This is a genomic window from Streptomyces sp. NPDC052101, from assembly GCF_040680235.1.
Classification (GTDB): Bacteria; Actinomycetota; Actinomycetes; order Streptomycetales; family Streptomycetaceae; genus Streptomyces.
The window spans coordinates 1-17784 of record NZ_JBFAWH010000038.1 but is presented as its reverse complement, the minus strand read 5'-3'; the positions used below and the strand labels follow the sequence as shown (position 1 = coordinate 17784).

The window sequence follows — 17784 nt, the reverse complement described above, 5'->3', positions numbered from 1 at the left end:
GTCACATTTGGTCACAAAACCTGGTGGATCTTCCTCAACCGGCGAGCAGCTGCCCGAGCTTGTCCGAGCCCGCCTTGAGGCTCTGCGGGTCGGGGTGCACGTAGAACCGCTTGGTGAAGGACAGGTCACTGTGCCCGGCCCAGGCCGAAACCACGGTGTCGGGCACCCCATTGTTGGCCATCCAGGACAGGCACGCGTGGCGCGCATCGTACAAACGCACCTTGCGAACGCCAGCCCCCTCCATCAGCCGGTGTGCCTCACGGCGCAGCTTGTCCGTCTTGAAGGGTCGGCCCAGCTCGTCAACGACTACATAGCCGCTTGCTTCGTACGCTTCTCCCGCCGCGAGCTTCTCCTGCGCCTGCCGTGCCCGGAAGCTCAGAAGCGCTGCTTGCAGGGGCTTGGGCAGGGGGAGGACACGCTTGCCGTTTTGGGTCTTGGGGTCCTTCTCAACGACCTTGTTGCGCTGCCCCTTCGGCAGGCTCCGGTCATAGACGATGGTGCGGGTATTACCCACTGCAATGGTGCCAGCCCCGCGGCGGAGGTCAACGTCCTGTTCCCAGCGGGTACCGCATACCTCGGCGGGACGCTCGGCGATAAGCGTTAGGAGCATCACGCCGAAAAGCCGGTCACCCTTGGTCGCCTCGATAAACGCCTTCACCTCTGATGCGTCCCATGGCCGACGTTTCACGCCGTCCTGGGCGGCTCTTCGTACAGCGTCACGCGGCACCCGAACGTGCTCGGCAACATTACGTGCTACCCAGCCACGGCGAACCGCGAGATTAAGTGCGCAGCGCAGCCGGCCAAGGGTTAGCCGCACTGAGCGCAGGCCAAGGCCAGTCCCCGGCTTTCCCCCGCGCACTCGCCCACGGGTGAGCATCCAGTCGACAAACGCTTCGACATCCTCTTCGCTCAGCTGCTGAAGCCGCTTGTCTCCAAGAAACAGCCGTACAGGGCGGATGGCATTGTCGTAGTTGGACGCGGTCGCGTCCTCGACTCCTCTGACCGCGCTCCTGAGCCACAGGTCGAGAAGCTGGTCAACCGTTACCTTGGTCGGCACGACGAACGTGCCGGTTGTGGACTGATGCCGGATGCGGGCCAGCTCCGCGCGGGCCTCTTTCTTGGTGTCGAAGGTCTTTCTGATCTGGCGTCTTTTGCCGCTTGCCTGACGGGGCCCGTCAGTGACGAAGCGGTACCGCACCGTCCCGTCCGCGAGCGTGATCTTCTTGATTGGCTCACCCACCGTGTCACCTACTTATCGGTTGACCCCCCAAGGTGGTGCTCCCGAGTGTGAGCCCCGCACCGGGCAAAAGCAACAGGCTCCAAAACCCTTATTACAGCGCTTCGAGATAGCGGATCAGAGACGCCGTGAGCACCCGGTAGCGAGCCCCAAACGCCACGACCCGAAACGGCACCTCACCCCGCTTGATCAACTCGTAGAGGTGAGACTTGGAAATCCCCAGGGCCGAGGCGGCCTGACACACGTCAACCGTGGCTGCCCACGACCGGATCTCATCAAGGGTGGGTTGCAAGCTGATCACGCTCCTCGGCGACACCGCCGCAAGAGGCGATGGCGAACATTCCCAACAGACCGTTGGTGGAGATTTGAGGATGCTCGGCTGCACAAGAAGGGTCAGCCTGCTTCCTCCAGTTTATCCGGGAAACGGCCAAAATCCAAGGAGTATCGGGGGAAATCGGACACCGGTGAGAAAAAGGCTTACTCACCTGCCGAGAAGTTGTCGCTTCACCAGCTCCCACCATGAAATCCGACTCGGCTCCGTCTCGGCCCGGACTCCTGGCGGCTTAACGAGATCCCGGACATGAAAATCCCGTTCAACACCAAGCTCGCGGGCTTCAAGGAACCGGTCGGTTGCTTCCCGCTGGGTTGCTCCCGGAACCCGGTACACCCGAATAATCGTGTATTCCATAACGCATACCTCCTTTCTGCGCCTCTTTGCGCGTAGTCCACACGACACAGGGCGCGCCGGCGAGTCCAGACCGAAGCGATAGCGCAGCCGCCGCAGCGGAGCCCATAGGGCTGTCTTGACACGCCGGTCAGAGCCATGTGGCACATTGCGAAAGCGCGAAGAGGCGCAGAGGTACGAGATACCCCGAAGCCAAAACCCGGCAGGCCGGCAACCCGCCAGTCCCCTGCTCGGACAGCCAGTCCGCTGCCTTCTCGCGAAGCGACCATTTGTGATCGCGACGCGATCCGTTCTCCCGCGTCAGCGGCTTATTGCCACACGGCGGAAGGAAGGTCTGGAAGGAATGCCGCAGGGTGGCCACTGTGGCCCCCCTTGGGGGGTGGACTCGGAACCGGCACACACCCGAAGGGCTGGTCGTAGACCTTGTGTGCTGGTGGAGAGGACGGGGGGAGTCAGCCGCGCCACCGACCGCCGGGAGCTGTGGAACAACCCCAGGTGCGGCTGACTCCCCCCGTCCGATGACCACCCCGAACCCGCTGGTCAGCGGGCTGTTCCTTCCAGCTAGAACCGGCCGCAGGCTGCTTCCTTGAACCGTTCTCTGTGTACCGGTTGGTGTACCGGCCTGAGACGGTACGACACCCGTCCTCGCAAACCGGGTACGAAAGCTACTCGAACACACGAATCGATCAAAGTTTGTGTTCACGAAGCTAGCCTCGACGCCGTTTTTGGGTACGACAAGGAAACCCCCTAAGGTCCCCCTTGGTGGCTCCCCTATTCCCCGCTCGCTTCGTTCTCTCGTTTCCCTTCGCCTTCCTATCGACGCTGACGCGTCGCTTTTCAAAGAAGGCATACGGGTCAGCGACTCGTCGATGAGGTAACTCAGATCATCTGGGCTGATGCCCAGCGTCCTAGTTCGATCCGGTACTTTCTGGATCGACCATGTTGCTTCAGTCACTCGGTCACTTGCTCACGGCCAGCTAGTCCATCTTTAGTCGCAAACCCCAAAATGGGGGAGACGGCGGCTGCTGTGTCTGCGTACATTAAGTGAAACAAATTAGAGATGGCCTTGCACAGTCCCGGCACCGGTGCCGGTCCCAGGTGCCGGACGGGGTCCGGTACCGGAACTGGTACGCGTGCCGGTACCGGTACGCAAAATAGAAGTTTCCATCCTTCCCGAAGAAAAGGAAAAGCAGGGACAGGGAGCTAGGAAGGTACCGGTACCGGGTCCGGTACCGGAGCGCATTAGCGGTTCTTCTTCTGGTGGGCAACAAGGATGTCAGCGAACAGCTCGATGATCGTACCGCGGAATCCTTGACGCTTCTGTGCGTCAAAGAGGGGGCGTAGTGAAAAGTACATATCAAGGGCATCCCGCACCATAGCGGCTCGACTACCGCCTAAGCCCTGCTCTTTCTCAAGTGTTGAAAGTGTATCCAATGCCGCCACTTGGTCTTCATAAGGGTCAACGGGATACCTGCGTACAATAAGTCGTTTTCTAAATGGCGAGATAGAGGGTTGGTTCCCTGGTACCGGTACCGGTACTAGATCCGGTACCGGAGTGGGTATCGTTGGGGCGTGTACTTGCATATTTGAAATTACAGCAGGTACTGGCGTTGAAAGTTCAGTGAGTTTATCGAATCTCCCCATAGTCAGATGCGCAAGTTCTGCGCTTTGGCAATCTCCTCGACCTGCTGTGGTGTCGCGTGTGAGCGTCCCTGCACGGCAAGTTCAATAAGCACCTCAAAGCACACCTTGATGGCATCCCTGGGGAGTCCCTTGGTGTAGGCATAAAGGAGGTGGTACGCCTCCTCGGCGTTATTGTCCTCGAAGAGTGAGTCCCTGCGGCCGGCGACGGTGAGACGAAATTGCACCATGTCGCGTAGGTCTTCGAGAGACATCGCGTTCATGGCGATGGGGAACATGCGGGAGGCAAGTTCGCGGTAGTTCACGATCTTGGTTCCGAGTTCCTCCTGGCCGACGAGGACGATCTGCAAGAGCTTGGTCTTATTGGTCTCAAAGTTCAGCAGGTAATGAACAAGCTTGAGCTGCTCGCGCGTCATGTACTGGGCTTCGTCAACAAGGAGTACGGGGATCCTTTCGTTCTCGAACTGATCCAGCAGAAAAGTCTCGAAGTTTCCCAAGGAGGCAGCGTAGGAGCGCTCGGTCTTCACATCGAAGCTCTCCATGACAAGGCGGAGGAAGGCGTTGCTGCTCTTAAGGTTGGGAGAGATCAAGAGCTTGACGTTGAAGCGCTCGTCCTGGCTTAGCTTCTCGTGGAGCCGGCGGACGAGGGAGGTCTTCCCTGAGCCGATCGGGCCGTACATGTAGATGGGGCCAATGCGATCGCGTGCCATGAACTCGCACTTGGCGAGGGCCTCGCGGACCTGGGAGGAGAAGTATAGAAACCGCGGATCAGGACTCGTGATGAACGGATGCTCAGTAAGACCGAAATATTTGACAATTGCGTTAATGTCCATATTGTGTAACTATTAATGAATATGGCAAAGTTGGGGCAATTTGTCAATAGGGGAAGAAAGTTCGGGGAAATCGGGAGTTTCTACATGCACAACGAAAAAGGCCGGGACCCTGCTGGAGGAACACCAGCCGAGCCTCAATGGGGGACTATTGCCTGAAGCACTCAGGACGGCCGGCCGGCAGTGCCGAAGAGGGTGCCGATGTGCCCCTCGGTAGGGGCCTCGATGACCTTCACTCCAGCTCGGTGGAAGCCGTACTCCAGCAGGAGGTTCTTCCACTTCCGAGGGGTGTAGCTGTACCGGTAGGTGTAGGCGGGCCTCCCTGCGAAGCCGCCCTTGTACATGCCCTGGGGTCCGTAGGCGCCCGGGATGGCCGGCGGCTGCGAGAAGGCAAAGATACCCCTGGGATTCAGACGATCGAGCACCAGTGGAAAGAGGTGCAGCGGATTGGCGAACCAGGCACATCCGAAGATCGAGTAGATGGCGTCATACGTTTCTTTGGTCGTCGCCAGGAAGGACAGCACCTCGCCTTGGTGGAAGACGGCTCCTGTGTCCGACCACCTGTCGGTGATCTTCTTGACCATGACGGGGGACAGGTCGAGTCCGTGTGCTTCTACGCCGAGCTGGGCGAGATAGACGACGGCGCGGCCGGTACCGCATCCGATCTCCAGCGTCTTGTGCGGCTCGCCGAGGATCTCGGGTCCTGGTCCGTGATCCTTGTACTGGGTCCAGCGGAACGCAGGCTGGGCATCCGGCTCGAACGCCGATTCCGCGTATGCGTCCCATACCTCAGTCTCGATGGCGTAGTCATGACGTGCAGACACGAGCGTCCTTGTCGTCGCGATGTACAGGGACCCCGCCCTCGGGGAGTGGGGTTGAGGGCGGGGCAGTCTTGCTGGGGCGCTGGCGGCCGTCAGTGGGAGTCGGGCACCTTGTCGTCGCAAGGGCCGCACTCGGAAGCGTCGACCTCCCACAGCTCCATGTCGACGGCGAAGCCGTTGCTCCGGATGATCTCTGCCGTCCGCATGACGATTCCGTCACGGCGGCGTTCGATCAAGGGTGCGTGGTGCTTGTACAGACCGCTGTTGTACCTCTCGCAGATGGCGAAGTACACAGGGGTGTCGAGGATGATCTGGTGGACGCCTTGGTCGACCTCGAAGCCCGGCCCCATGTCGTTGCCCGGCTTCTCCATGGCGGTGATCAGATACGCGACACCCTGACCCAGGATGCGCTCGGCGAGGCTGCGGACCCGCACGGTGTCACGCATGAGGAGTCGCACTTCGCGCTCCCACAGGCCGATGCCGGGATCCGGGATCAGGTGGGCATTGGCCTGCCCGATCTCGTCCAGGATCGCCTTGGGGTCCCGGACCTTCATGGCCTCAGGAACCTCAAGCAGTACTGTCATGGTTGTTCCCTCTCTGTGTGGAGTGAGGGTGTGGAGCCCACCCGCTTGGCAGACTGCTCAGGAAGACCAGGCGGGTGGGGACTTGCCCCGCCCAGCTCTGTCGGGGGAGGCAGAGCTGAGACGGGAGTTTGAATGGGCTGTGCGTCCCGTTGCCGGTTGTAGCTCCGGACAAAGCCGCGCATATAGGTGCAGCAGCTGACGCATGCATGGACGGGAGCTGACATGCCGTCTGATTCAACCGGGCCTATGAAGACGACCATGTCGTAGTGGCGGCCGAGGACGCACCAGCCCCAACTTAAGGCCCTGCGTGGTCGACTTGTCACGACGTCGGCTCCACGATCGCGTAGTCCTCGAAGCTGCGCTTGAACCGTTGGTGTCCGGTCTGGGCGGTGTGGTGCGCCATCCAGTCGTTAACGGCTGCATCGCTGCCCAGGACCATCGACTCGGTCCCGCATTCCGTGTCGTCACCTGAGACGCAGCGCGCCTCGTAGGTGAACTCCCCATCGGGATCTCGGATGGTCTTGTAGTTGACGAAGCGCAGTACGGCTCTCACGGCGCGGTGATCCCGTTCATCTTCGTGTAGGCCGACAACAGAGCCCTGGCGAACACCGCGGCGTCGTGCATGTAGTTGAAGGCCTCGTGAGCCTGCGAACGACCCGTCGGCCGGCTACTCAAGGCCAAGTGCCGGTCCACCATGCCCAGCAGCCGCAGCACATCCTGGTCCTCGTCTTCACCGAGACACTGGCCCTTGAGCAGGTTCAAGAACCCAGTCAACTGGCCCACTCTCGTGTCGATGTCCACGCGCTTCGAGGTACTGAGGCTCATCCGAAGAACGAGGTCGACGGCCGCCGAGATTGTCTCTACGTCGATGGGCAAGCCTGCGGCTTCGGCCTCCGACATCACACGCTCGTCAGTCACACTTGCCACCACGTGTCTCCCCTCGATGCCGCCTGGGCGGGTTTGGGCTTGGTGACGAACGTAGGGCGGCCTGTGGCCAAGTCCCAAGTAGATTGCGCGAGTTTGCAGCACGCTGATTGACGGGCGGCAACAGCCTGCCGACCATTGTCTCGTCGCGCAATCCGGAGCAAGGCAGCGGACGGGAGAACAACCATGAAGCTACGGTTCCTTGGGAAGAACTCCACCCCGGGAGACAGCCCCACCCTGTACGCCAGCGACCAGAACACCTACGTCATCCAGGGATGGAAGGTGTACGCCAACGAACACCTCATGAAGCTTGACGTACCGGAGGGGCAGACCGTCATCGAGGTGCCGCCCGAGCTGTTCGAGCACCTGACCAAGGATGGGCAATCGTCCGGCCAGATCCGCACGTTCGCCGATCCGATCAAACTCGTCACCGAACAGGGAACATGCATCCTGCAGGGCCCGCAGATGCATGACACTGAAGCCCTGAGCCAGATGCGCATGCCCGACTATGAGACCTGCATCGAGGTCCCCAAGTCCTCGATCACGGCCCTACTGGAGGAAGACAGCAGTGGACCTGATCACTCCCGCCCAGCGTGACGAGCTGTTCAACCAGTTCGAACGGGACGCCTTCCACCTGGAGCTGCGAGACGACTACGGCTCTCCCATCGAGGACACGCCGTACGCGAGGTGGCAGCGGGGTAAGCCTGACGACTACGCCTGGCTCAACGACTGGACGAGCCTGATGAAGCGCGTCACTGGCGAGAGCAAGACAGTGCGCCGTGTTCGCGTGATCACGGAGCCTCACAGCCAGTACGTCACGTGGGAACACTCGCTCACGCACCTGAACATCGAGATGGGCGAGGACATCCGCTGGCTACCGCGGCACCTGCTGCCCAAGGGCATCACCTTCCCCGTGAACGGGAACGACTGGTGGCTGTACGACGACCGACTTCTTGCTGTCGGGCACTTCGACCATGAGGGCCGAGTGCTCGGCTCGGAGATCGTGAAAGACCCTGACACGGTGGCCAAGTGCATCAGCCTACGCGACCAGCTCTGGTCCATCGCCATCCCACACGCCGAGTACAAGCCCTGACCCATCAGTGAGCAACCAAGCACAAGAGGCACGAGAGGCGCTGGGTGCCCGGCTTCGCGGATTCCGCAAGGATGCGGGGTTCACGAGCGGCCGGGCATTCGCGCTGGCGACAGGATGGCAAGAGTCCAAGGTCTCTCGGATCGAGAACGGCAAGCAGAACGCCAGCGAGGAGGACATCCGCGTCTGGTGCACCAAGACCAACAACACTTCCCAGATCGAAGACCTGATCGCCACCGTGCGTCACATCGACGAGCTGTGGCTGGAGTGGCGCCGGCAGCTGGCGACCGGGGCGGAGAAGCGGCAGCAAGCCGCGATACCGGTCTACTCCAAAACCAAGGTCTTCCGCATCTGGCACCCAACGCTGGTATGGGGAACCCTCCAAACCGCTGAGTACGCCGCGGAGACCTTCAGACAGGTCCGCGACTACTACCAGATCCCCGATGACACCGAGGCCGCAACAGCCAAGCGGCTTGAACGACAGCAGTACCTGTACCAAGGCAATCGGATCTTCAACGTCGTGCTGGGTGAGCAGGCGCTGTACAGCAACTTCGGCGGACCGGAGGTGATGAAGGGGCAGCTCGACCGATTGTTGGCTGTCATGCGGCTTGCTCGACTGAGCCTGGGCATCGTGCCTCGGTCCGCGCCGTTGCAGATCTGGCCTGGCAACTCGTTCTCCATGTTTGATGACAAGCTCGTCCTCGTTGAGACGTACTCAGCCGAGTTCTCGGTGACACAGCCCCGAGAGATCGAGCTGTACATGAAGGCATTCGCCCTGTTGCAACAGTCAGCGGTCTACGGGACCGCTGTCCGAGACCTCATCTTCACTGCAATCCATCACTTCGACCGCATGACAACCGGCTAGGAGACGATCAAGATGACAGTCGAACCCAACTGGCGAACCAGCACCTACACGAAGTCTGACAGCTGTGTGGAGGTGGCCGACAATGATCCACAGAGGGTGTTGATCAGGGACACCAAGGAGCGGGAAAGGGAAGCCCTTCGCGTTCATCCGACCAGCTGGACCTACTTCGTCGAATTCACCAAGGGCCTGATGCCCAACTAGCAGCCGACAGCCACTCCCGGCAGGCTCCCCAGCCTGAGGCTTTGGCCGGTGGCCTACATCGTGGTGGGAGCGGGGAGACCGTACGCTCGCCAGCGGATCGGGCAGCAGTACAGCTGCCCTTTAGTGTCCGATGAGGTCTCCCCGCGTCGGGTCCCACCGCGAGGGAGGTGAGTAAAGCCTCAAGGCCAAAAGACCACCAACTATGGCTTGTCAGCTATCTGGATGTCATCAATGGCAACAGCGGCAATCGTGTCTTTCCCCCACTGGTCGACACCTGTGAGAGTCAACAGACTAGTTGCATCAATGTAGTGTCCTCGGAGCCGCACCCGTTTACCTAAGAACGGCTTGAGCGGAACACGTGAGGATGTAACATAAGGGCTTCCCGTATACGGATACAAAGAACCAGGCCGCTGAAGATAGTAAAGTCCCGTGGGATCATCATCGGCCCGGAGAATATAAACGCCGCTTGGGTTCGGAAGGCGAAACGCTTTAAACTCAGTATCTGTGTCCCATAGCCAATAGGCGAGAACGGCGACACTGAGCGCAACCGCAATTAGAGCAAGAACTGTAAACCTTCGTGCCATGCCCTTTGATTATATCACTCGCTCTACGGGCATGAATATGTAATTGTCCAGGTCCCGTTGCGCCAGTCGGGGTGCAAATCTGCCCACCGGCTCGCTACTCCCCACACGTTCTTTGTCTGCGACCCTACGGTCTGCTTACCAAGGAACTTTGAAGTCTTGGTGAAGAATTCCGAATCATCTCCGTTGTGATACCAAACAACTGCCTTACCGTGATTGTAGATGTCAGTGATGTCTGTATCGTCGGTAACCGTAAGTTGATGACCATGTTCTATATCCCCGGTATCAACCGTCTGCATGCTCTGAGTACCAGGGATGCAGTCTGACGGAGAGACAGCCGACGCTGACGTTGCACCCACGGCAACGAGCGGAAACGTCAACAGGGAGACCACAAGGACGCAACCAACTGGTGATCTCATCGGACACCTCCATCAACGAGCAGGGGCTTGTTCTTACCAGCTTGTACCCGATCAAGAGAGATCGCACGGCGAACCACTGGCAGTGAGTAGCTACATACCGCTACGAGTAATTATTCATCGTCTGTGCTCATCCTAACCGCTATAAGACAACTCGTATGGAGCACTGCAACAAGACCTCCCGCAAACAATAATTAGCCTCCTGGAACCAACCGGAAGCGTCACTATGAGCCAGTTCGCGAGTCACGACAAAACAGCTAGCCTCAAAAGCCCGCCGTGGAACAATTCTTCTGCGACATGGGATGGCAACGACCCTGTGGTCTATGGGCTTTCCCTTCCTTCCTTTGCCGTCATGCTGCCGCGGTTTGCCTGCGCGTCAAGGACTTCGCAAGCCGGCTGCGTACCTCCGCCGGCCCTTGACCCGAGAGGCAAGCCCGCAAGAGACCGTCAATTAAGGGAGGGAAGGGAAAGATGGTCGGGGGGTTTAGCAACCTTTGTCTTCGAAGGAAGTAGATGGTCTTCTCACGTCATGAAGACGCTTTCACTTGTTCGTAAGACAGACGCCTACGGTCATCGTGATGTCGCCTCCTCTTTGGTGGGCAACTGATAGCCAGCTTTACGAAAGTGGTCATCGAAGCCGAAAATGTTCTTGGTCTCATAGTGCTCCGCAAAGGTCATCACCACGCAGTCGGTGTAACTAACGGAACCAGGTTTGTCCCTGAACATTTCCAAAGCGGCGTCTCTAAGGGCGTCCGACGTCTCAACGTGTACGAAGAGTCCAGGAGCAAGTAGCTCGCGGGCGGTTGCGTAGGAGTCGGCATGACCACTGAGCTTGCCTAATATGTTGACTGTTTCAGAGAAAACGTCCGCTGGTACAACAACCAGGATTGAGGCTTGTTTGAGTCTGCGTGCCTCGGCGACAGCCAGGCTGTGCAAGTCGTCTGCATTTACAGCTAACGACACGAGTCCGCTAGAATCAGCAATCATGATTTTGGCGTTATCGGTGTTCTCCATAGAGGTAGTCGTCAATCCGCGCCGACGCGTCTGATGGACCCTTGGCGCCAATATTCGCTAAGCGAAGAAGCGCGTGCCCAGTACTTTCGCGCTGCCTCGTCTGTGCACCCTCTTGCAGGAGTTCTCGGATCACCTGCGCCGTGGGCTTATGCTCTTTCTGGGCGATGAGCTCCAGAAGGTGCCTAAGAGTTTTTGGTAAATAAACTTGAGTGCGCTGCATATGTCTTGCTTATAGCATATATGGCGACCAAAGATCAACCCCCAAATCTATTACCTCTCGTCCCTTGCAGTCCGCGGAATAGCGTCCCTTTGGTTCTTACAGTTCGCGCGGTTGCGGTTGGCTTCCGCCTCCGGGTAATTGTTGCTGGAGTGGCCTTGGCCTGCGTGCTGGTCACGAGAGGGGCCTCGACGCTGGGCGGCTCGAAGTAGCGGTCGAGGTAGTACTGCTCGACCTCGGCGAGGGCTGCGGGTGGCTCACTGAGCTGGGGGAGGGACGGGGTTTTGACCTTGCGTACCTCGTCGGAGGGGAGCCTGACGAACGCCTCTCCCACGCGCAGCTGCTGGATGGACTGGACTTGCCTCTCCCACTGCTCCTGGAGGGCGTAGTACGTGGGGTGGGTGCGTTCTTCGGCGGCGTGGTCGGTGACGATGTGCTTGACGGCGTCAGGGTCGACGGTGCCGAAGAGCCGGGCCGAGTGCTCGGCGTCGGGTCTCCCGGCTTTGAGGATGACCTCCATGCCAACGTTCTGCAGGGCTCCCTTGAGCCGGTCTGATGCCTGGCTCCAGTTCTGGTGGGCCATGACGCAGAACAGGTTGTACTTGCGGGTCTCCGAGAGCATCCGGGTGAGGCTCTCCTCGCTCTGGGCCATGAACTGGGAGAACTCGTCAAGGATCAGAAAGTGCGGGGCTCGGCCTGAACCTGTAGCCCGGACGTTGGCCCGGCTGAGTGCCGCGGTCTCCATGCCAACGGTGAGCAGGCAGCCAAAGAGCCGGCGGGCATCGGGTGAGGCGACTGCCAGGTTGACGATCAGCGACGTCCCCGAGTCGATGAGGGCCCGGAAGTCCAGGACGTTTCGCTCATGTCCGAGGGCGTAGCGAAGGATGGGGGAGAGGGTCAGAAGGTCCGCCCGGTTGAGTGTTGACTCCTTCATCCGGGGTGCGTCCCGTCCCCACTGATCCATACGCAGCTTGAAGAAGCGGATCACCTGCGGGTCGGCAACGTGGGTCAGAAGCGTGTCTCGGAAGGCCTTGTCCGTCAGTAGATCCGACAGACGGGTCAGTGGGAGTCCAGCCTCGCGCAGTGCCACGACCGAGTGCTTGAGGATGTTCTCAAAGGTCGGCGCGCCGTGCGCCAGCTCGGGCCAGGCGCGGCGGGCTGCCTCGGCAACGTGCTCGGCCATCGCGTGGTCGTCGTAGGGCTGGGCGAGGAAGTTAAACGGCAGGAAGCGGCCCTCAACGGCCGCTGCCGGCACATCCAGATACATGAGCCGTGCTCGCTGCTGCGGGGTAACGAGCTGTCCGGCCTGGACAAGGTGCGCCAGGACCAACTGGGCCAGGTCTCCGTGCGGATCGATGAGCGTGACGGGCTGGCCTGCCAGGAAGAGCGAGAGAAACAGCGAGGCAAGGAAGTAGCTCTTGCCCGAGCCCGTCTTGCCCAGCACGTGCATGTGGACACGGGCCTCATCAAGGGGCAGATAGAGCGTGTGGGGGAGAAGCCACCTGCGGTAGGTGCCAAGCGGGATACGCGGGACTCGTTGGGCAGGAAAGAGTCTCATTCGATCTCCCGCTCCACCCCCTCCCACTCAGCGACCACGGTCGGTGCGGTGCCGCTCGGTTGCGACAGCTGGGGGGAGACCGGGAGGGGTGAGGCGATACCTGGCTCAGCTGGAGGTGGCGCATCAAGGAGGCTTACGGCGTAATCCTGGCCTGCCGGGTACCAACAGAGACTGAAGAACAGCTCGAAGGGGTCAGTCTCGACCGGGGAGGCCTCGCTGAAGAGGAAGATGTCGGAAACTTCGGCTCTGCCGATGCTCTCAAGCTCCTGGGCCGTCCACTCGGAGAGCTGGACGCGACGGGCTGTCGTGGGGACAGCGACCGCCACGGTGAGATTGTCGGTCTCAAAGGCCCGCCGGTACGGGCCCTCTGCCCAGGCAGTGAGGGCGGCGATCTTGCGTCGCCAGTGCTTCTGGCCCTCGGTTCCCCGGTCAAGCTCCAGGGCAATGGAAACCGGATCACATCCAACTCCTGTGAGCTGGAACCACGCGTCGGGGATGACAGCAACACGGGGCGCGTCAGGGCGACCAGCCGGTTGCACCCGGACACCGCTTCGCTTGAGCTGGCGCTCTATGAGCAGGCGAGGCATCGACACCTGGAACCCGCGACACAGGCGCTCGGCGGCAACCAGCACGTCCACGGCCGCGAGGGTGTGCTCCATGAACGGGTTGTCCTGGGCCTTGGCCCGCTCCTCAGACGGTCGGTAGTACGAGCTGGCAAGGAGGTCGCCACGACCCGCGACGAAGCGCCGGCCCCTATCCGCCAGGGTGAAGACGTGCGGTGCTGAACCGATGCGGGGTGTGGGCAGCTCACGGAGCCTGAGCAGGTAGCCGGCCTCGGCCAAGCTGCGAAGGCGGCGCTGCACGTAGCGGTTCTCGTCGTGCTGGTCGGGATAGAGGAGGCGGCCCACCTGGGCGGCGGTGATGTACTGGAACCGGTTGATGGCGCGGAGAATCTCCTCATCCACGGCCCCGATACGAAGCGGGCCGCGTGGCGTAGCACCGGGCGTATGAAGTGAGTCGTTCATTGAGCCACTTTGCCAAACGGGCGTGAGAACTTACGCTGCAACGGCGTAATAATCGCGCAAGAACCGGCTATTTTAAGAATCCGGGTGTTGCCGGAAGGCAATGATCAACTTATGCACGACAGATGCCTTCAGAGTTGAGTCAGGTGAACGGACAAACACACCGAGCTTCTCAAGTTCATCCATGACAACCTGATTCTCGACACCTAGTTCTTCGGCGAACTCGCAAACACGCATCTTGCCTTTCTTTGAGAGTCGGTCAAGTGCCCATGCAAAGCTACGGCTCGCCCGAGGGGCGCCCGCCTCGCCAAGGGCTTGTCGTTGTTCGGCGTCCTCATGCTGTTCGTGTGCGGTGTCGAGACGTTTTGGGGACCTCCTGCCGATAGGGGGAAGCACTGGGTGGCTCGCCTCAGGTTGCTCATGCACGGGCGGCTGATCATAGAAGGTCTCCGGAGTCTGCGGGTGCTCCTGCCGCCACTTCGCCCGTGCGGTATCCTGTGCCAGATTAATCTGAGATGAAATATGACTCTCGGGATTTGTCCTGCTGGCCCCACCGCGGACCAGGTGCTCCCGTCTCTGCTTGGTTTCCTCATCAACCTGAGCGCGAGGCGTGCCATAGTGATCACGGCTCTGCCTACGCACACGTTCTATTTCCAGTGGGTCCAGTGGGGATGACGCAATTGGTGAGCGCTTTGTCCTCCTAGCCCCATAGCGCCAATCGCGCATAAAATCTGACATCCTTCTTTGGAACTCCTCCGTCTTGAAGTATGTTCCTATCTCAGACGAATGACCGCTGAACTGCTGTATATCGAAGGGTTCGGCGTTTCTGATCTTGGAACTGATCCTCAACGCTCTCTTAAGTTGGTCGTCGAAATAGTGCGTCTCGGCCTGCTCCTCAGCGGTGGCGGGCGGTAGCGTCTGGATCCTATGCTCAGCCATGGGGCTTCTCCTCAGGATCGAAAAGCTTGCAGTACGCGACGTAACGAGGGAGATTTCGTATCTCCATCGCCGCCTCGGCCTGCATGTCTGCATATGTGCGCTGGTGCTCGCCTTGAGGACCGAACGCTAGAAAGATAGGATCTTGTGCCAGAACGGTATAAATTTTGAGAACGGAAATGAAATAGAACAGAAGTTGTGCGTAGGAGTCAGGGTGCGGGCCACCTGACCAATGAGGATCGTACTCAGCCATGGCCTTTTCGAGAGACGAAAATCGAGCCAGGGCTGATCGTTGGGGTGGCAGACCGGTCTGCACATCGTACAAGCAACGTCGAACAAAAGAGGTGAGCAAGTGGAGAAGTTCGACATGTTCTTCACGGTCTGGCAATGCCTCACTTGGACGGAGAGCCCAATTAAAATAGCTTGTGTTGCAAGCCCCCAAGGCAAGGTCAGACATAATGCTGACGAGAGGCTCTGTATGTGCTTCGGGCTGAATGCCGTGTTCCATGACTGAAACCAGCAATCGATCAAATTCCGCGAGTGCGTTATTTATGACATCGCCTTCTATGTAGAGCCCGGGATGGCTGGCTGTCCGCTGTCGTCCGGTGGTTGGATCTTCGAAAGTTGTGGATATGGGGAGATCGGAACGCGTAGCGGCTCGCGCATCATCGATGAGGCGATCCAACCCTCCTTCGAGTGAACGTACCGCACTACGAACTTCCGGGTCTGGGTGAGGTTGTGCATTCGCAAGAGATTTGAGCGGTGTCTGAGAAATTCCTGCCCTTACCCTCACAGAGGGAGGAGGCTTAGCAAATACCGGCGCGACAGTTTCAGCATCGTCGGGCGAGAGCTGAAAGACAATAAAACTCTCCACATTGAGGGCTTCACGCTGAGGCGTCTGGGCGAGGTTTTGGTGCGCGATGGTGACGCCCAGCTCGTACTTGCCGCCCTCCTCAAGAAGTTGCTGTGTGGTGGGCGTGGCGAAGCGGCCGTACTCGTCCAGGTACAAGTGCACGCGAGACCGCGGGGCGTCGGAGACTGAGCGCTGGTGTATGAGGTTGCTTAGCACCGAGAGAAACACCATGCCCAGAAACGCGATGGACTCACGATCCAGGCCGGCGAGGTTGAGGATGAGGGTTCCGCCTTCCTTCATGGCCTCTTTAAACGGAACGGTCGTCCTGGTTTGGCTGATCATGAGGCGGATGAGGTCGTCCTCAAGGAAGCGGCCGACCTTGTTGAGCACAGGATCGCGCCTCTCCTGCTGGCGCTGCCGAGTACTGGATTCGTACTCCTGCCAGTACTGATGCACGCCCGGATTGGTTACCTTGGCGAGTGCGGCGTGCCGGAACGTCGAGTCCAGGTAGAGCTGGGGTATCTCCGCCATGGTCAGGCCGTTGGCAATAAGCACCCGGGCGGTGTTGCGAAGTCCCGAGTCGATCACCGGCAGAAGTCCACCGCCCTCCACACCCATGAGCTTGTGGAAGATCCCAACGACGTTGCCAACGGTGGTAGTTATGACTTCGGCGGTGGCTGCCACAGGACACTCATACAGGTTCAGCCCAAAGGGGTGATCGTCATTGGCTTCGACCAGAACGAGCTTGTCCCGCGCGTTAGACGGCGCAAGGGAGATAAGGCGCTTGGTGAGATCACCATGAGCATCGATGACGATGGCGGCTGTGCCATCTCGCATGTCCTGCAAGACCAGGTGCTCAAGCAAGGTGGTCTTGCCGAAGCGGGACTTGCCCAGGATGGCTACGTGAGCGGTGCGGCGGTCGTAGCGCAGGTAGACCGGGGTAGTGCCGTCGTGGCCGAGTAGAACATTGGAGCCCATGACTGGCAGCTCCTTCTCAGAGAGGGATCCTCTCCCACTCGTCAAGCATAGGCCCCGTAAAGGTCACAGGACATCTGGAGACGACGCAGCGCTGATGCCGTCATCGGCGGCTACGGCCGAGTCGAGCGAGGGCTCGTTGAACGAACCTTCTCAAGGGGCGATCAGCCTTTGATGACCCGAGTTGATCCTTAATTGGCTCGTTGGTTGGCTGCTGGCCTTCTGGCTGCTCACCAAGCTCTCTCGCTATCCGCTCTTCCGCAGCCTTGCGTGTTCCACCTGGCCCCCATATCAGCTCCTTCATCCGTGCTGTCGCCGGATTCCGGGCTGCCTTTGCATACTCTTCGTCGATGCGCGCCCTATCCTCAGCTGACCCCGAGCGCTTGGGATATTCAGAGAGCCAGCTTGCCTCTTCTGGGTTTAGCTTTTCTCCTCCTTCTGGCATATATAGATCTTTTCTCATATTGGACATGTTGGTGTCAAGACGCAAAAAAGGGGCGACGCGTGTGTCGTCCCAAAAGAGTGCGCAGGGAGACCCTGGCTGTTTCTTGGTAGAAAACGATCGGGGCGCCGAGGCGTATCCACTGCCAAAGCCCGAGGGCTTGCCTCAGTGGCGTGTGACCGCAACTGAGTAGATCTCCTGCGCCGTCTTGGTTGTGCCGTCTCTACCCTGGTACTCCCGCTCGTGGAGATAGCCCACGACCTCGATCTCGTTGCCCTTGACCAACTCGCCGGCCTCTGTTCGCGTCTTGAGCGCTGCGGCGCGTTCGCCGAAGGCCACGATGTTGTGCCACTTGGTTGTGCCGTCGTCCAGATGGACGGCCAGGGGGAACTTACCAACGAGCTTGCCGGCCGCGGTCTCCCGCACTGTGGGGGTACGTCCGAGCCGGCCCACGAGCTTGACGCGTTGGCGCTCAGACTCGCCGGCTTCGGTGTCCTGCTGGGTGCTTTGTGCCTCGCTTCCACTCTTCGCAGGCTGCGTCTCCTGCGGGGGCGCGGCTACTGCCTTGGGCTGCGTCTCCGTCTTTCCATCAGCCAATACGTCCGGCGCAGTGCTTGCGACCTGGGCCATAGGGCGAACATCCGGGAAGGCTCCCGACACGCGCGAGGGTTTCTCCGGAGGCTTGGGCGCCTTGGGCTCAGCTTTCTCGGCCGGTGTGTTCACGGCCTCGTGACGCGCGATGATCTGCTCAGTGTCTTCCAGATCCTGCGGGAGGCCAGCGACCACAGCCGGGCCAGTGAGCTCTTTCAGCGTTGCCGCTCCAGCGTGAGGACGGCAGCGGCGATTGACGTCATTCGATTCGGGCTGCACCGGGATCGGCGGAAGATGCGCC

At 60.0% G+C, this 17784-nt stretch carries 18 protein-coding genes and 1 pseudogene; 4 read left to right on the top strand and 15 right to left on the bottom strand.

Annotated features, from left to right (window positions below; genetic code table 11):
* Positions 1-34 precede the first annotated feature (34 nt).
* The 7 genes from AB0L75_RS37795 to AB0L75_RS37765 form a co-directional block, all read right to left on the bottom strand.
* Positions 35-1240: a tyrosine-type recombinase/integrase gene (locus tag AB0L75_RS37795; RefSeq protein WP_365190582.1), complete on the bottom strand. Its 1206-nt coding sequence runs from the start codon at positions 1238-1240 to the stop codon at positions 35-37.
* Between the two features lie 91 nt (positions 1241-1331).
* Entirely contained in the window at positions 1332-1481 is a 150-nt protein-coding gene (locus AB0L75_RS37790) for a helix-turn-helix domain-containing protein (RefSeq protein ID WP_365190655.1), read from the bottom strand.
* Between the two features lie 2087 nt (positions 1482-3568).
* Positions 3569-4396: an AAA family ATPase gene (locus AB0L75_RS37785; RefSeq protein WP_365190580.1), complete on the bottom strand. Its 828-nt coding sequence runs from the start codon at positions 4394-4396 to the stop codon at positions 3569-3571.
* Between the two features lie 161 nt (positions 4397-4557).
* Positions 4558-5217, bottom strand: coding sequence for a class I SAM-dependent methyltransferase (locus AB0L75_RS37780; RefSeq protein WP_365190578.1), 660 nt, complete (start codon positions 5215-5217; stop codon positions 4558-4560).
* Positions 5218-5306: 89 nt separating this feature from the next.
* Positions 5307-5798, bottom strand: a complete 492-nt coding sequence (locus AB0L75_RS37775) for a hypothetical protein (RefSeq protein ID WP_365190576.1) — start codon at positions 5796-5798, stop codon at positions 5307-5309.
* Positions 5799-6117: 319 nt separating this feature from the next.
* On the bottom strand, positions 6118-6351 hold the full coding sequence (locus AB0L75_RS37770) for a hypothetical protein (RefSeq protein WP_365190575.1): 234 nt from the start codon (positions 6349-6351) through the stop codon (positions 6118-6120).
* Positions 6348-6716, bottom strand: a complete 369-nt coding sequence (locus AB0L75_RS37765) for a hypothetical protein (RefSeq protein ID WP_365190573.1) — start codon at positions 6714-6716, stop codon at positions 6348-6350. The genes AB0L75_RS37770 and AB0L75_RS37765 overlap by 4 nt, the downstream gene beginning before the upstream one ends.
* 192 nt (positions 6717-6908) lie before the next feature.
* Between AB0L75_RS37765 and AB0L75_RS37760 the strand changes: the two genes are divergently transcribed.
* From AB0L75_RS37760 to AB0L75_RS37745, 4 genes are read left to right on the top strand one after another with little or no spacing between them, the layout of a single operon-like run.
* Positions 6909-7319 (top strand): hypothetical protein, encoded by a 411-nt coding sequence (locus tag AB0L75_RS37760; RefSeq protein WP_365190571.1) that lies wholly within the window; start codon positions 6909-6911, stop codon positions 7317-7319.
* On the top strand, positions 7291-7815 hold the full coding sequence (locus AB0L75_RS37755; protein ID WP_365190569.1) for a DUF6879 family protein: 525 nt from the start codon (positions 7291-7293) through the stop codon (positions 7813-7815). Before AB0L75_RS37760 ends, AB0L75_RS37755 begins: the two co-directional genes overlap by 29 nt.
* A 7-nt stretch (positions 7816-7822) precedes the next feature.
* On the top strand, positions 7823-8677 hold the full coding sequence (locus tag AB0L75_RS37750) for a helix-turn-helix transcriptional regulator (protein ID WP_365190567.1): 855 nt from the start codon (positions 7823-7825) through the stop codon (positions 8675-8677).
* A gap of 12 nt (positions 8678-8689) precedes the next feature.
* On the top strand, positions 8690-8878 hold the full coding sequence (locus tag AB0L75_RS37745) for a DUF397 domain-containing protein (RefSeq protein ID WP_365190565.1): 189 nt from the start codon (positions 8690-8692) through the stop codon (positions 8876-8878).
* 200 nt (positions 8879-9078) lie between these two features.
* On the opposite strand, the gene AB0L75_RS37740 is transcribed toward AB0L75_RS37745, so the two are convergent.
* From AB0L75_RS37740 to AB0L75_RS37705, 8 genes and pseudogenes are all read right to left on the bottom strand, one after another.
* Positions 9079-9462, bottom strand: coding sequence for a hypothetical protein (locus AB0L75_RS37740; RefSeq protein ID WP_365190563.1), 384 nt, complete (start codon positions 9460-9462; stop codon positions 9079-9081).
* A gap of 983 nt (positions 9463-10445) precedes the next feature.
* Positions 10446-10889: a PIN domain-containing protein gene (locus AB0L75_RS37735; protein WP_365190561.1), complete on the bottom strand. Its 444-nt coding sequence runs from the start codon at positions 10887-10889 to the stop codon at positions 10446-10448.
* Positions 10890-11143: 254 nt separating this feature from the next.
* Positions 11144-12664 carry a DUF87 domain-containing protein gene (locus tag AB0L75_RS37730; protein ID WP_365190559.1) on the bottom strand — a complete coding sequence of 507 codons (1521 nt, stop codon included), beginning with the start codon at positions 12662-12664 and terminating at the stop codon, positions 11144-11146.
* Positions 12661-13629: a replication-relaxation family protein gene (locus AB0L75_RS37725; RefSeq protein ID WP_365190557.1), complete on the bottom strand. Its 969-nt coding sequence runs from the start codon at positions 13627-13629 to the stop codon at positions 12661-12663. The genes AB0L75_RS37730 and AB0L75_RS37725 overlap by 4 nt, the downstream gene beginning before the upstream one ends.
* 132 nt (positions 13630-13761) lie before the next feature.
* Positions 13762-14625 (bottom strand): translation initiation factor IF-2 N-terminal domain-containing protein, encoded by an 864-nt coding sequence (locus tag AB0L75_RS37720; protein WP_365190555.1) that lies wholly within the window; start codon positions 14623-14625, stop codon positions 13762-13764.
* Positions 14618-16453, bottom strand: a complete 1836-nt coding sequence (locus tag AB0L75_RS37715) for a DUF87 domain-containing protein (protein WP_365190554.1) — start codon at positions 16451-16453, stop codon at positions 14618-14620. The genes AB0L75_RS37720 and AB0L75_RS37715 overlap by 8 nt, the downstream gene beginning before the upstream one ends.
* Positions 16454-17057: 604 nt before the next feature.
* Entirely contained in the window at positions 17058-17522 is a 465-nt protein-coding gene (locus AB0L75_RS37710; RefSeq protein WP_365190654.1) for a single-stranded DNA-binding protein, read from the bottom strand.
* Between the two features lie 176 nt (positions 17523-17698).
* Positions 17699-17784 (bottom strand): annotated as a pseudogene (locus AB0L75_RS37705) (IS5/IS1182 family transposase); the annotation flags it as partial.